We start from the raw sequence: 13,737 nt of genomic DNA, 5'->3' as shown, positions 1-13,737 counted from the left end.
AAGACTGAAGGTCAAGCGGTGGTGGGGGACAGCTCCGGTGGAGGGCGGAGCACCGGTGCCACGGCGTCGGGGCACAGCAGGGCGACGAAGGGGCGTACGGCGGGCGCCCCTGGGGGCGCCGGGAGCGCTGCGGGCGCCGGGGCGCCTACCAGGCGACGAGGAGGCGGGACAGGCCGCGGGTGCCCATGCCGTCCTTCCAGACCGCGGGCTCGGGGACGTCGGCGAGGCGCAGCCCGGGGAAGCGGCGCACCAGGCGGGCGAAGACGATCTGGAGCTGGACGCGGGCCAGCGGGGCGCCCAGACAGCGGTGCAGGCCGTGGCCGAAGGTGAGGTGGACGCTGTCCCGGCCCTCCGGGGCCAGGAGGTCCGGCTCGGGGTAGACCTTGGCGTCGCGGTTGCCGTTCAGGAGGGAGACCATGACGGCGTCCCCGGCCTGCACCAGGGCGCCGCCGAGCCGCACCGGCTCGGTGGCGACGCGCGAGAAGCTCAGCGGCGTGGTGGGGGAGACCCGCATCAGTTCTTCGACGGCGGCGTCCACCCGCTCGGGGTGCCCGGCCAGGTCGCGGTAGGCGCCCGGCTGGGAGAGCAGCACGTGCGCGGAGGTGGCGATCTGGCCGACCGTGGTCTCGTACCCGGCCATGAGCAGGGTGAGCCCGAGGGTGATCAGCTCGCCCGGCGACAGCTCGCCGCGGTCCTGCGCCTGGATCAGGGAGCTGAGCAGGTCGTCCTGGGGTGCGGCGCGCTTGCGGGCGAGCAGGTCGGCCATGTACGCGCTGAGTTCGAGCCGCTTGCGGCCCTTGACCTGCGGGGAGCTGGCGGAGATGTCGAAGAGCACCTCGACCCAGTCGCGGAACTTCGCGCTGTCCTCCAGGGGCACGCCGAGCAGCTGGCACAGCACGTCGAGCGGCAGCGGGTTGGCGAGGCCCTCCATGAGGTCGGCGCCGGGGCCCGCCGCTTCGAGCCGGTCCAGGTAACGGTCCGTCAGGCGCTCGATGTCCGGGGCCATCGCGGCCATCTTGCGGGCGGTGAAGTGGCCCGTGACGGTCTTGCGCAGCCGGGCGTGCTCCTTGCCGTCCATGCTCATCATCGACTCGGGCACGGGCTGGGCGTCGTTGAACGTCGGCGCGTCGGGCCGGACCGCGGCGGCGCGGCTGAACCGCTTGTCCGCGAGCACGAGACGGCCGAGCGCGTAGTCGCGCACCAGCCACATCTTGTCGCCGGTGGGCGTGACGATCCGCCGTACGTCGTCGGGCTCGGCGCCGTCCGGCGCGAAGAACTCCGGCAGTGGGCCCAGGTGGTGGTACGGGCACTGCGTCATGGGTGTGCTTCCTCCCCGTGGTTGTCGGCTGACAGGCAGCCGGAATGCAGCGCTCCGCCTGCTGCGGAGCCTCGGTCTCCCGGTGCGGCGCCGCACGTACGGGCCCCGGGCGCGCGCGGGGTCGCCGCCGCGGCGGGACGGCCGCTCGTGGCCGGATCGGCCGGGCCGTTCGCGACCGGCCCGGCAGGGCCGCTCGTGACCGACCTGGTCGGGCCGCCCGTGACCGGCTTGGTCGGGCCGCTCATGACCGGCACGCTTCGGACCCCGTGCCGCGGCCTCGCGGCACCGCCGGGGGCTGCCCCCTTCACCCTCACCTCATACGCCCTGTGCGAGCGCCCGGTCCGGCCGCCCGGGATCTTGGCTGCTTTCCCTTCAGATAAAGGCCGCCGATGACAGGGGTGTCAACTCCATGAGGCACTCCATGAGACACCGGAACGGGCCGAACTCCCCCTTTTTCTCCTGTGTCACGAAGAGGGCTTCGGGGAGGCGCCGGACGAACTCCGACGGTGAGCCCGAACATACCCTCCGGCCGGGAAAGGGTGAACCGAAAGCCGCCGACTACAGGGGTAGTTGGGGGTGTGATCCCGGCCGCCACCGGGCCAGGGCCGTCCCGTCAAGTGTCCCGTCGGCGTTGTCCTGTCAACGGGACACACGGCGGACGCGTCGGGGGTGCGCCACTCCCGCGGCATTCGTTGAATCCTCAATTCCGTGGGCGCCGTCGACGGGAAATCCTTGACGCTCCCATAACGGCCCCCGCTTTCCGCGTTCCGCGCGTTCCGGCGATTGCGCCGCGCGTGTACGGCGGTGTTCTCCAGATGGCCGCCGAGCCGTTTACGGAACGGCTACGGAACGGCTACGAACTCCTGTGCCGTCAGATGTGTCGTCAGCCGCGCCGCCAGAAGGGCGCGTTCCGCAGGCGGCGTTCCGCCGGGGTTCCGCCGGGGTCCTGTCAGGGTTGCGCCCGGGTACCGTCAGGGGCCCGCCCGGATACCATCAGGGCCTGTCCCGGATCCCGTCAGGCGCGCGGCGGTTCGCCCGCGCCGCGCAGATGGGCCAGCACCGCGAGGACGCGCCGGTTGCCGTCGGCCGGGTCGAGTTCCAGCTTGGCGAAGATGTTGCTGGCGTGCTTGACCGCCGACGCCTCGGTGACGCCGAGCCGGTGCGCGATCGCCTGGTTGTTCAGGCCCTGCGCCATGAGGGCCAGTACCTCGCGCTCGCGCGGCGTCAGCCGGTCCAGCGGGTCGCCCTGCGCCTTCCGCGCGAGCAGCACCCGGACGACCTCCGGGTCGATCACGGTCTCTCCCGCGGCGACCCGGCGCAGCGCGTCCAGGAACTCCTCGACCTCGCCCACCCGGTCCTTCAGGAGGTACCCGAGCCCCGCGACGCCCGCCGCGCCACCGCCGAGCAACTGCGTGGCGTACGCCGTGGCGACGTACTGCGAGAGCACCAGGACCGGCAGCCGCCCGTGGCGGGCGCGCAGGTCGAGTGCGGCGCGCAGCCCCTCGTCGCGGAAGCCGGGCGGCATCCGCACATCGGTGATCACGACGTCGGGCCGCTCGTCGTCGACGGCGCGCGCGAGGGCCCCGGCGTCGCCGACGGCGGCGACCACCTCGTGCCCGACGCGCGTCAGCAGCTCCACGAGCCCCGCCCGCAGCAGCACGGCGTCCTCGGCGAGCACTACTCGGAGCACGGCACCTCCACGCGCAGTTCGGTCGGCCCGCCGTCCGGGCTGGACAGGGTCAGACGGCCCCGCAGCACGGCGAGCCGGTCCGCGAGGCCGGTCAGGCCGGTGCCCCGGGCGGGGTCGGCGCCGCCGCGCCCGTCGTCGGTGACGGCCAGCGTGAGCCGCTCGCCGTCCAGCCTGCCGACGACGGTGACGCGGGAGGCGCCGCTGTGCTTGGCCGCGTTGGCGAGGGCCTCGGTCACCGTGAAGTACGCGGTGGTCTCCACGGCGTCGGGCAGGCGGCGCGGCAGGTCGATGTCGACGGTGACGGGCACCGGGTGGCGCAGCGCGACCTCCGTGACGGCGGCGGCCAGGCCGTGGTCGGTGAGCACCTGCGGGTGGATGCCGCGCACCAGCTCCCGCAGCTGGTCCAGGGCGCGGCGGGCCTCGGCGCGGCCGCGCTCGACGAGTGCGGCTGCCGCGGGGTGCGCGTCGCCCAGCTCCATCCGGGCCAGGCCGAGCGTCATCGTCAGGGCGACGAGCTGCTGTTGGGCGCCGTCGTGCAGATCGCGCTCGATGCGGCGCCGCTCGGCCTCGAAGGCGTCGGCGAGTCGCACCCGGGACCGGGTCAGCTCCAGGACGCGGCGGCTCAGCTCCTCGCGCGGCCCGAGCAGGAACCGCGCCGAGGCGACCTGCGCGCCGGTGAGCAGCCCCGCCGCGTACGCGGCCACCGCGAGCAGCGCGACGCCCGCCACGCTGAACGGCAGCCCCGCCAGCGCGTTCGGCACCGCGCGCCCCGGGATGATCATGACGGTCTCCGGTGCGAGCGCCGCCACGAGGACGGGCGTCGCCACCAGGGTCCCCGCGAGCGCCACGAGCAGCGTCACGCCGAGCCCCGCCGCCGCGAAGACGCCCGCGAGCAGCCAGGCGTAGCCCAGCTCCCGCCAGGTCGCCCGCTCCCGCAGCCGCGCCCGCAGCCACCCCCGCACGCCGCTCGCGGTCAGCGGAGGGTGCGGATCCGCGACCGGCGCGGGCTCCACGAGCCGCAGCCGCCGCCGCTCGAACCGTCCCAGGGGTACGCCGCTGACGGCCACCCCCACCAGGACGGCGAGCCCCACGCCCACGACCGAGAGCAGCACCCCGGCCGCGCTCAGCACGACCAGCGCCACCAGCAGCCCGAAGCCGAGCAGCGACCCGCTGAACAGGAACGCCCAGCACCGCACCGGCCACGACGACCACAGGAACCGCCACGGCCCGCGCATCGCCCGCCACACGGCGGTGCCGCCCTCATCCCCTTGGGGCTCCCCGGACATCGCCGTGCCTCCCGAGAAACCGCTTGCCATGGACCGTCGGGAAGCGTAGCCGACCCTTCCGCACACCCGCAGCCGCGGACGGCGGGCGAGCTGGGCGAGGGGCGTTCCCCTTGGTCCAAGGGTCACGGGTGGGCGGGTGGGAGAGAAACCCGCCGCGCCAGCGGCGGGAACCCCCCACAACCCGCACCCGGAGGGTCACGGCACCCGGAGGGTCACCGCACCCGGAGGCTCACGCGGCGGCCAGCGCCTCCATCAACGTGGCCCGCGCCCGCGCCACGCGGGACCGCACCGTCCCCACGGGACACCCCATGGCCGCGGCGGCCTCCGCGTACGGCTGCCGGAGGACCTGCGTGAGCACGAACGCCTCCCGCCGCTCGGCGGGTATCGCGTCGAGGAGTTCGGCGAGCGCGATGCCGTCGTCGAACCCGGGCAGCCCGCGCGGCTGCGCCCGCTCCGCCGCGGCCTGCCAGTCGTCGCGGTCCGCGAGCCGCGGCCGGGCGGCGGCGTGCCGCAGGCTGTCCACGACGGTGCGCCGCGCGATGGACAGCAGCCAGGTCCGCGCCGACGAGCGCCCCTCGAACCGGTGCAGGCTGCCGAGCGCCCGCAGGAACGTGTCCTGCGCGAGGTCGTCGGCGGCCTGCGGGTCGGCGCTCAGATGTGCCACGTACCGCAGCACGTCGCGGTGCAGGGCGCGGACGAACCGGTCGACGGCCTCCGGGTCGCCGTCGCGCGCCGCGAGCGCGAGCCGGGTGACGGACTCGTCGGCGGCGTCGGTACGCCGCCCGGTGCCCGGTGCGCCACCAGCGGAGAAGCCACCCGCGGCCGAGTCACCGACGGCCGAGTCACCGGCGGCCGAGCCACCCGCGGCCGAGCCACCGGCAGTCGAGCCCTCACCACATGAAAAATCATCACTTTTCGCCGTCTTCAGGGCAGGAGAAACCGCCACAGCAGAAGCCGTCACCAGATGTCCTTCCAGAGTCCTTGCGGAAATCCGAGTTCGGGATCCGGCCGCGCCGTGCGGGGCGCGGCCGGTGAGAGGTGCCGTACGGCCCGCCGCCGGAGAGGGCGGCACGGGCCGACGCCCGGTGCGCGCACGGCAGGCACCGGTACGGCGCGCGACGCGCGCCGTACCGCCGGTGGCCGTGGCGGGCCGGGATGCGGGCTGTCAGACGACAGCGGTCCCGAGGGGCGGACCCCGTGAGGTGATGGCGTGGACGAGGAGCAGCCTGCGCGCGGTTCGGGCGCCGTGGTCGCGGCGCGGGCGCAGGCGGGGCCGGTGCGGGGGCGGCGGAAGCCGCAGCGCGAGCCGCAGCGGCGCGGCGAGCCAGCCCGCGACGGCCCGCCCGATGCGGAACGCGGCGCGCTCGCCGTACGCGAGCCAGAGCCCGCACAGCAGGGCGGCGAGCAGGTGCGCGGCGAGCATGCCGAGCGGCGACATGCCGCCCATGTCGTGCCCGCCGTGCATGCCCGCCATGCCGTCCATGCCGTCCATATCAGGCATGCCGGGCATGGAGTGGCCCATGGCGGCCATGTCGTGCCCGCCGGGCCCCGAAGTGACCGTCTCCTGCATGCCCATGGAGTGCCGGACGTGCCCGGCGGCCTCGTGCAGCCGGTCGCCGAGGCCCGCGTCGGTGACGGCGCGCACGGCGTCCGCCTCGGACATCGGTACGTCGCCGCCCGCCCCGCAGAGCAGATGGCGCGCCCACTGCTGGGCGAGCGAGGCACCGCCGCTGCCGGGCGGCCGCGTCGCGGCCTGCGCGAGGGAGAACCACGCGTGCAGGGCGGCCTGGGCGACGACGGAGGCCGCCGTCACGGCGCACACGCCGCGCTCGCGCCCGGCGAGGAACCAGGCGCCGCCGAACGTGCCGCCGCCCGCGGCGGTCAGCGCCCACCAGGGCAGGGGGGACGCCGACATCAGCGCGTGGCCGGTGGCCGCGAGCAGCACGCAGGCGGCCGCGAACACCGCAGCCCGTACCGCGCGACAGCTTCGGCCCCCAGTCATGGCGGGGCTCATCTTTGCATCCCGCCGCACCACCCCACGGCCGGGCCCGGAGTATCCCGCCTCCCACCCATCCTGTGCCTCACGTCACACCAATCCCCGGGAACTGACCCGAACATGCCTCCGACTCCTGCTCCGCCCGGACTGCCCGGAGACGCCCCGAGGGGGTGTCCACCGGGAGTGCGGGCATGCCGCAAGGGGTGCCGGGCGGCGGTCGACCGGCCAGGGCTCGGGGCGGGCCCCGCACGATGACGGACAGTCCGACGCACGCGTGGTGAGGGAGAGGCCGAGTGGGGAATCGGGACGCGGGACCCGGCGAGGGCCACCGGGCGGCGGGCGGCGGGACGACCGGTGACCGGGCGGTCGGTGGGGGCGTCACCGCAGGCCGGGGCGCCGGTGCGCCCACCGCGTTGCTCACCTGCGCCATGGCGTTCTCGATGCTCCAGCTCTTCCTCCTTGGCGCGCTCGGCCCGCGCCTCGTCGACGACCTCGACGTCGCACCCACCACCCTCGGCCTGACGACCACGCTCGGATTCGGCACGGCCGCCGCGCTGTCGCCCGTGGGCGGGCGGATCGTCGACCGCGTGGGGCCGCGCCGCGCGCTCGCCGCGCTGCTGCTGCTCTCCGCCCTGGCGCTGGCGCTGATCGGCACGGCTCCGGGCCCGGGTCTCCTGCTCGCGGCGGTCGCCCTGGGCGGCGTGCCGCAGGCGCTCGCCAACCCGGCCACGAACAAGGCGATCCTCGCCACCGTGGCGCCCGCCCGGCGGGGCGCGGTGACCGGGGTCAAGCAGTCGGGCGTGCAACTGGGCGCGTTCGCCGCGGGCCTGCCGCTCGCGGCACTCGCCAGCTGGCTCGGCTGGCGCGGGGCGGTGTGGACGGCGGCGGCCGCGGCCGCGCTGACGGCGGCTTGGTCACTGCGAGCGCTCCCCCCGCCGTCCGTCAAGCCCCTCGCCGCCGCCACGCCGCCCGCGCGCCCTGTCGAGCCGCCTCCACGGGGCGGGATCGCCGGGCTCGCGCTGTTCTCCCTGCTCCTCGGCTGCGGGATCGCGTCCGTCAACACGTACGTGGCGCTGTACGGAACCCGCCGTCTGGACCTCGGCCCGGGGGCGGCGGCCGCGCTCGTGGCGGTGCTCGGCGTGGCCGGGATCGTGGGGCGCGTCGCCTGGTCGCGGGCGGCGCGGCCCGGGCTCGCCGAGTGGCTGCCGGGGTGGCTCGCGGCGGGCTCCGTCGGCGCGGCGCTGCTGCTCGCGGCGGCCGAACAGGCGCGGCCGCTGGTGTGGGTGGCCGTGCTGGCCGTCGGCGGCTGCGCGGTGTCGGCGAACGCGGTCTCCATGGTCCTGGTGCTGGCCCGCGCGGCGCCCGGCCGGGCGGGCCGCGACTCGGCGCTGGTGTCCGCGGGCTTCTTCACCGGCTTCGCCGTCGGCCCACCCCTCTTCGGCCTGCTGGCCGACGCGGGCCACTACGGCCCGGGCTGGGCCCTGGTGGCAGCGGAGTTCGCGGCGGCGTGCGCGGTGGGCCTCCACTGGGCACACCAGCACCGCGCCCCCCGCCGGGAAGCCTGCGCCCCCTAGCACGAACGGCCGCGCGGCACGCACCACGGATGCGCGTACAGGTACCGGAGCCGGATGCGCTGCCACCGGGGAGAGCCCCTGAAACCGCTCGTCAGGCAGACCAAAGACCTCACGGGTCGTGAGCGGGTGTCGGCCAAAGCGCAGACAGGGGCCCCGCTCGGTGCGGCGGACACGTAGCGGACACATAGACGAGTCCGCCGTCCACGGTGCGGCGCTCTTCTACGACGACCTCAACGGCCCTCTCTGGACGGCGTACGCACGGAGTCCCCGTCCCCGAGCCGGGAAGCTCCGAGAGGCACATTCCGAGAGGCACATTCTGAGAGGCACATGGGGAGAGGAGACAAGACATGGTGGCGACTCACCGCACCGCCCCCGTGGTGGACATCCGCATCGGCGGGTGCCGCTTGACCATTCAGCGCGTTCCCGTATGGCTCATCACGCTGGTCACGACGGCAACGGGAACGGGCGTGGCCTGGTGGACGCGCCACTGAGCAGGGTAGCCGCCGTCATCCGCCACCACCCCACCCCGCCCCAAGCCCCCAAGGACCCCATGACCACCCCCACCTGGGCCCACACCGCCCTGGCCTCCGTGCTGGCCCGCGCCGCCCGCACCCACACCGAAGCAACCCCCCGCTTCCCGCTGTCCGCCGCCCCGGACACGGGCCGGTGGACGACGACGCGGAACGGGTCGTGGACCGGTGGCTTCTGGGCCGCCCTCCTGAGGCTCCGCGCCCGCCACACCCGCGCCGCCTCCGACCGTGCGGCAGCGGCGGACTGCACCGCGCGCCTCGCCCGGTGGGCCACCGCCGACACGGCGACCAGGGGCCTGATCCTCTGGTACGGAACCGCCCTCGCCGCCGACGACCCGGCCGCCACCGCCCTGAAGGCCCGCGCCGCCGAGGCCTGCCACGCCGCCTACGACCCCGAACTGGGCCTCGTCCCCTGGGGCGAGGCCTTCGGCGGCCCCCGCCACGTGGCCCGCGCCGACGCCGCCCCGGGCCTCGTGCCGCTGCTCGCCACGGCGGGCCCGCGCCCCGCGGCGACCGCCGCCGCGCACCTGCGCCGCCACCTGGTCCTGTGCCGCGCCGGTGCCCTCGCCTGGCGCCACGAGCCCGCGACGGGCTGGCGCCCCCTCACCGACCCGCCGCCCGGCTGGAGTCGGGGCGAGGCCTGGCTGCTGCTGGCCGTCGCCGACGCCCTGCTGCACCTGCCGCCGCGCCTCAGCGACCGCTTCCACGAGGAGGCCCGCCGCCGCACCGCCGCCCCCGGGGCCCTCGTCCCGCCCGCCGACCGGGCCGACCCCGACGGCCCCCTCGACACCTCCGCCGCCGCGATCACCGCGGTCGCCCTGCTCAAGCTGGGGCACCTGCCGGGACCGGAGGGCGCGGCCCACCGGCGGCGCGGCGAGGCCGTCCTGCGGAGACTGGTGGAGGCCCACCTCACCCGCGGCTCCGCGAACGGCACGGCCCGCCCCGCCGGAATGCTCCTGGACGGCTGCCACGACGCCGCGTCCGGCACCGCCGTCCGGCACGAACTCATCTGGGGCGACTTCTTCCTGGCCTTGGGGCTCGCCCTGCTGACGGGCCTGGTGGACGCCCGGGAGATCTGAGGACCCGGCACGGCGGGCGGCCCCCGGGCCCCAGGGCTAGCCCCGGGACTCGTACGCGTCCAGGATGCGCCGCGCCACCGACGTGATGTGCACCTCGTCCGGCCCGTCCAGGATCCGCGCCGCGCGCCCCGTGCGCAGCAGCGCGGGCAGCGCCGTGTCGGGGCCGAGTCCGGCCGCGCCGTGGATCTGCACGGCGGCGTCCACGACCCGTTCCAGGGCCCGGGCCGCCGCGACCTTGGCGAGGCCCACCTCCACGTGCGCGTCCTCGCCCGCCGCGAGCCGGGCCACCGCCTCGTGCACCAGCGGACGCGCCGCCCGCAGGGCCAGGAGCGACTCGAAGACATGACCCTGTACGAGCTGGTGGCCGCGGAGCGGACCCCGTGAACCGCCGCGCGTCACGGCCCGCTCCGCCAGCAGGTCGAAGGCCCGCTGGGCCTGCCCGAGCCAGCGCAGCGCGCGCAACGTCCGCCCCACGGCGAGCCGTTCACCGGCGACGGCGAGGCCCGCGCCGCGCTCGCCGAGCAGATGGTCGCCGGGCACGCGCACCCCCTCCAGCGCGATCTCCCACTGGCCGCCCGCCCCGAGCACCGGCAGCTCGCGCACCACGCGGAAACCGGGGGACCGGGTGGGTACGACGAACAGGGAGAGCCCGGTGCGGTCGGGCGCCGTCCCGTCGGTGCGGGCGAGCACGGTCACCAGGTCGGCGCGCGCGGCACCGGACGTGAACCACTTGCGCCCGCTGACGACCCAACTGCCGTCGGCCCGCGGCGTCGCCGTGGTGGCGGTGAGGTACGGGTCGGTGCCGGGGACGTCGGGCTCGGTCATGGCGTAGCAGGCGCGCAGCTCGCCCGCGACGAGGCGGGCCGGGTACGCGTCGCGGACCCGCGCGCTCCCGTGCCGCCACAGCATCAGGACGTCGAGCAGCGAGGCCGAGCCGAGCGCGGCGGGCCCGTGGTCGCTGGCGCCCTCGGCCTCCGCGAGCGCGGCGTACGCCGCCAGGCCGAGCCCCTGCCCGCCCAGCTCGGCGGGCAGCGGCAGCGCCCACAGGCCCTGCGCCCGCGCCCGCTCCTGAAGCTCCCGCAGCGCGCGCTCGGCGCCGTCCCCGCCCGCGTCGAGGACGCTCTCACGCGGGAACACCCACTCCCGTACGAACCCCGCGACCCGCGCCCGAAGCCCATCCCCCGACCCCACTGCCCCAACCGCTTCCGTTGCCACCACCACACCCCTCGTCTCCGCCGCGGCCGTTCCTTCCGCTGTCCGGCTCGTCTCCCCGGACGCCTCGGGCTCCGCTGGCTGCGTTGCCCTTGCGGCAGGCTTCGGCTCTGCCGCGGCCGTTCCTTCCGCTGGCCACGGCGGCGCCCCGGTCGGCCCCGGCCCCTCAGCCCGTGCCGTCCTGTTCGCTCTGACCGCACCTGCCGTTCCCGCAGCTTCCTCTGCCCTTGCGGCAGGCTTCGGCTCCGCCGCGGCTGTTCTTTCGGCTGTCCGGGTCGTCTTCTCGAACGCCTCGGGCTCTGCTGTCGGCGCTGGCCTGTTGGCTGTGGCTGCCGCTGTTTCGGCTGCCTCTGCGGCTTCCGCTGGCTCCGCTGCTCTTGCGGCAGGCTTCGGCTCTGCCGCGGCTGTTCTTTCGGCTGTCCGGGTCGTCTTCTCGAACGCCTCGGGCTCTGCTGTCGGCGTTGCCCTGTTGGCTGCTGTCGCTGTTTCGGCTGCCCCCGCGGCTTCCGCTGGCTGCGTTGCCCTTGCGGCAGGCTTCGGCTTCGCCGTGGCCGTTCCTTCCGCTGGCCAGGACGTCGCCCCGGTGGGCCCCGGCTCCGCAGCCCGTGCCGTCCTGTTCGCTCCGACCGCACCTGCCGTTCCCGCAGCTTCCTCTGCCCTTGCGGCAGGCTTCGGCTCCGCCGTGGCCGTTCCTTCCGCTGGCCAGGACGGCGCCCCGGTCGGCCCCGGCCCCGCAGCCCATGCCGCCCTGTTCGCTCCGACCGCACCTGCCGTTCCCGCAGCCCCCGCAGCTCTCGCGGCTTCCGCTGCTCCTGCCGCAGGCTTCGGCTCCACCACGGCCGTACCCCCTGGCCCCGCGACCCCGGCCGACCCCTCGGCCGCCCCCGCCCTCGCCGAGTACCCGGCCCCCGCCGCCGACCCCGTCAACCCCGCCGTCTCCGCGCCCTTCCCCACCCTCTCCACCCTCTCCACCCTCTCCACCCTCTCCTCGACCTTCTTCTCGGCCTTCCGCACTTTCCCCGCCTTCTTCATGAACCCGGGAACCCGGCGGCCCGGGCGCCCGACTGTCTCTCGGAGAACTGGTCGGGTGCCGAGGGCACCGGGTTCCCGCTGGGAGAGGAGAGGCGACGTACATGACGGACACAGCGTCACAGGCCCTTGCCGTACGGGCCGTCGCGCGGCCCCTGGAGGGGCTTCGGTGCGAGGTCGGCGGGCCGCCCGCGCTGACCGGGCTCGTGGGTGAGCACCTGCGGCTGCTCGGGGCCACCGAGGCGCGGGGGCGGCGGGACGGGGAGGCGGAGGGCCGCGTGACCGTCGCCGGGGGCGGCTTCGGCCCGGTCACGGCACGCGTGTCGTGGGCGGACCCGGCGCTGGGGCCGTCGCGCGACGCGGTGGCGGCCGGGGCGCCGCCCGCGGCGGTCGACGGCGTCCACGACGAGGCCACCGCCCAGGCCGCCACCGGCGTGATGGCCGTGCACGGCCGCCGCGACGGCGCCCCGCGCGGCCTCGCCGCCGACTACACCGCCACCACCGCGGGCGTCCTCGCCGTACAGGGGCTGCTCGCGGGGCTCCTCGCCGAGGCCCGCGGCGGCACGGCGGCAACGCCGACCGTCACCACGAGTGCCACCCGCGCCGGGCTCCTCGCCGTCTCCCAGTACCTCGCCGCCACCGGCGCCGACGAGGGCGAGGCCGCCGAACTCGCCCCGGGCGGACCGCCGTTCACGTCCGCCGACGGCACCCTCTTCGAGCTGGAGACCCTCGACCCGGGGGCCTGGGCGGCGTTCTGGCGGGCCCTGGACGCCCCCGCCGACGCGATCCGCGCGGGCTGGCGGCCCTTCCAGTTCCGCTACGCCACCGCCTGCGCGCCCTTCCCCGACGCCCTGCACGCCACCACCCGTACGGCCGCCTGGAGTCGGATCCGGCAGGCGGCGGCCGCGTCCGGCGCCGAGGTGTGCGCGCTGCGGACGCTCGCCGAGCGCGCCGCCGAGCACGACGGGGCGCCGCCGTGGACGTTCACCCCGCACGGCCCGGTCGCCGCCACCCCGGCCCGCCAACCCGCTCAGCCCGGGCGGCCGTTGGCGGGGCTCACCGTCCTGGAGGCGGGCCGCCGCATCCAGGCCCCGCTCGCCGCGCACCTGCTGCGGCTGCTCGGCGCCGACGTCGTACGGATCGAACCCCCGGGCGGCGACCCGCTGCGCGGCATGCCGCCCGCGTGCGGCGGTACCTCCGCCCGCTGGCTCGCCCTCAACCGCGGCAAGCCCGCCGTCGAGGTCGACATCAAGGCCCCTTCCGGGCGCCGCCGCCTGCGCGAACTCGTCGCGGGAGCCGACGTGTTCCTGCACAACTGGGCCCCCGGCAAGGCCGCCCGGCTCGGCCTCGACGCCGCCGACCTGGGGCGCGTGAGCCCCGGCCTGGTGTACGCGTACACCAGCGGCTGGGCCGACCGCGTCGACGACGCCCCCATGGGCACCGACTTCATGGTGCAGGCCCGCACCGGGGTCGGCGCGGCGGTGCGGCCCGCCGACGAGCCGCCCGCGCCCTCCCTGATGACCCTGCTCGACGTGCTCGGCGGGCTGCTCGGCGCGGAGGCCGTCCTCGCGGGCCTGCTCCTGCGGGAGCGCGCGGGCGGGCGCGGGGTGCGGGTCGACTCCTCGCTGCTGGGCGCCGCGGACGTGCTCACGGGGCCCGCGCTGCGCCGTGCGGAGCGGGCTCCCGCCGGGTTCCGGCGGCCGCTGCGGGCCGCGGACGGGTGGGTGGTGGCGGGCGACTCCTGCGCGCGGGCCGCCGCCGCGTACGACGTACGAGGGCTGGGGGCGGGGGAGGCGGTGGAGTTGCTGCGGGGGCACGGGCTGGTGGCCACCGCGGTCGTCGCCGACCTGGCGGCACTGGGCGCCGATGCCCGCTTCGCGGGCGCGATCGCCCCCGACGCCTTCGGTGCCCCCACGGTCCCGGACCCCTGGACCTTCGCCTGACCGTACAGCGCCCTGCCGGGGGCTCCCCGACCCCGCCCCTTCCCGAAACCAAGGGGCTTTGCCCCTGGCACCCCCGTAAG

Annotated in this window: 10 protein-coding genes; 4 read left to right on the top strand and 6 right to left on the bottom strand. The window is 76.4% G+C overall.

What is annotated here, in order from left to right; all coding sequences use genetic code 11:
- Window positions 1-145: 145 nt before the first annotated feature.
- The 5 genes from ACOBQU_RS09535 to ACOBQU_RS09515 form a co-directional block, all read right to left on the bottom strand.
- Window positions 146-1,318, bottom strand: coding sequence for a cytochrome P450 (locus ACOBQU_RS09535; RefSeq protein ID WP_423625771.1), 1,173 nt, complete (start codon window positions 1,316-1,318; stop codon window positions 146-148).
- A 1,015-nt stretch (window positions 1,319-2,333) separates the two neighbouring features.
- Window positions 2,334-3,008 carry a response regulator gene (locus tag ACOBQU_RS09530; RefSeq protein WP_423625769.1) on the bottom strand — a complete coding sequence of 225 codons (675 nt, stop codon included), beginning with the start codon at window positions 3,006-3,008 and terminating at the stop codon, window positions 2,334-2,336.
- The gene (locus tag ACOBQU_RS09525) at window positions 2,996-4,294 is read right to left on the bottom strand and encodes a sensor histidine kinase (protein ID WP_423625767.1); all 1,299 of its coding nucleotides are present in this window, start codon (window positions 4,292-4,294) and stop codon (window positions 2,996-2,998) included. Before ACOBQU_RS09525 ends, ACOBQU_RS09530 begins: the two co-directional genes overlap by 13 nt.
- A gap of 229 nt (window positions 4,295-4,523) precedes the next feature.
- The gene (locus tag ACOBQU_RS09520; RefSeq protein WP_423625765.1) at window positions 4,524-5,255 is read right to left on the bottom strand and encodes a sigma-70 family RNA polymerase sigma factor; all 732 of its coding nucleotides are present in this window, start codon (window positions 5,253-5,255) and stop codon (window positions 4,524-4,526) included.
- Between the two features lie 204 nt (window positions 5,256-5,459).
- Window positions 5,460-6,296 carry a hypothetical protein gene (locus ACOBQU_RS09515; RefSeq protein WP_423625764.1) on the bottom strand — a complete coding sequence of 279 codons (837 nt, stop codon included), beginning with the start codon at window positions 6,294-6,296 and terminating at the stop codon, window positions 5,460-5,462.
- Window positions 6,297-6,718: 422 nt separating this feature from the next.
- Here ACOBQU_RS09515 and ACOBQU_RS09510 point away from each other — a divergent pair, with 422 nt between their 5' ends.
- The 3 genes from ACOBQU_RS09510 (at window position 6,719) to ACOBQU_RS09500 (ending at window position 9,473) form a co-directional block, all read left to right on the top strand.
- The gene (locus ACOBQU_RS09510; RefSeq protein WP_423634374.1) at window positions 6,719-7,864 is read left to right on the top strand and encodes an MFS transporter; all 1,146 of its coding nucleotides are present in this window, start codon (window positions 6,719-6,721) and stop codon (window positions 7,862-7,864) included.
- Between the two features lie 347 nt (window positions 7,865-8,211).
- Window positions 8,212-8,355 carry a hypothetical protein gene (locus ACOBQU_RS09505; RefSeq protein WP_423625762.1) on the top strand — a complete coding sequence of 48 codons (144 nt, stop codon included), beginning with the start codon at window positions 8,212-8,214 and terminating at the stop codon, window positions 8,353-8,355.
- A 59-nt stretch (window positions 8,356-8,414) separates the two neighbouring features.
- On the top strand, window positions 8,415-9,473 hold the full coding sequence (locus ACOBQU_RS09500) for a sugar ABC transporter permease (RefSeq protein ID WP_423625760.1): 1,059 nt from the start codon (window positions 8,415-8,417) through the stop codon (window positions 9,471-9,473).
- 36 nt (window positions 9,474-9,509) lie between these two features.
- Here ACOBQU_RS09500 and ACOBQU_RS09495 read toward each other — a convergent pair whose 3' ends face one another.
- Window positions 9,510-10,664 carry an acyl-CoA dehydrogenase family protein gene (locus ACOBQU_RS09495; protein ID WP_423625758.1) on the bottom strand — a complete coding sequence of 385 codons (1,155 nt, stop codon included), beginning with the start codon at window positions 10,662-10,664 and terminating at the stop codon, window positions 9,510-9,512.
- A gap of 1,154 nt (window positions 10,665-11,818) precedes the next feature.
- Here ACOBQU_RS09495 and ACOBQU_RS09490 point away from each other — a divergent pair.
- Entirely contained in the window at window positions 11,819-13,657 is a 1,839-nt protein-coding gene (locus tag ACOBQU_RS09490) for a CoA transferase (protein WP_423625757.1), read from the top strand.
- Window positions 13,658-13,737: the final 80 nt, after the last annotated feature.

This window comes from Streptomyces sp. G45, assembly GCF_049542095.1.
In the GTDB taxonomy this organism is placed as follows: Bacteria; Actinomycetota; Actinomycetes; order Streptomycetales; family Streptomycetaceae; genus Streptomyces.
The sequence above is the reverse complement of the archived record's forward strand: the minus strand, read 5'-3'. Positions and strand labels throughout refer to the sequence as shown.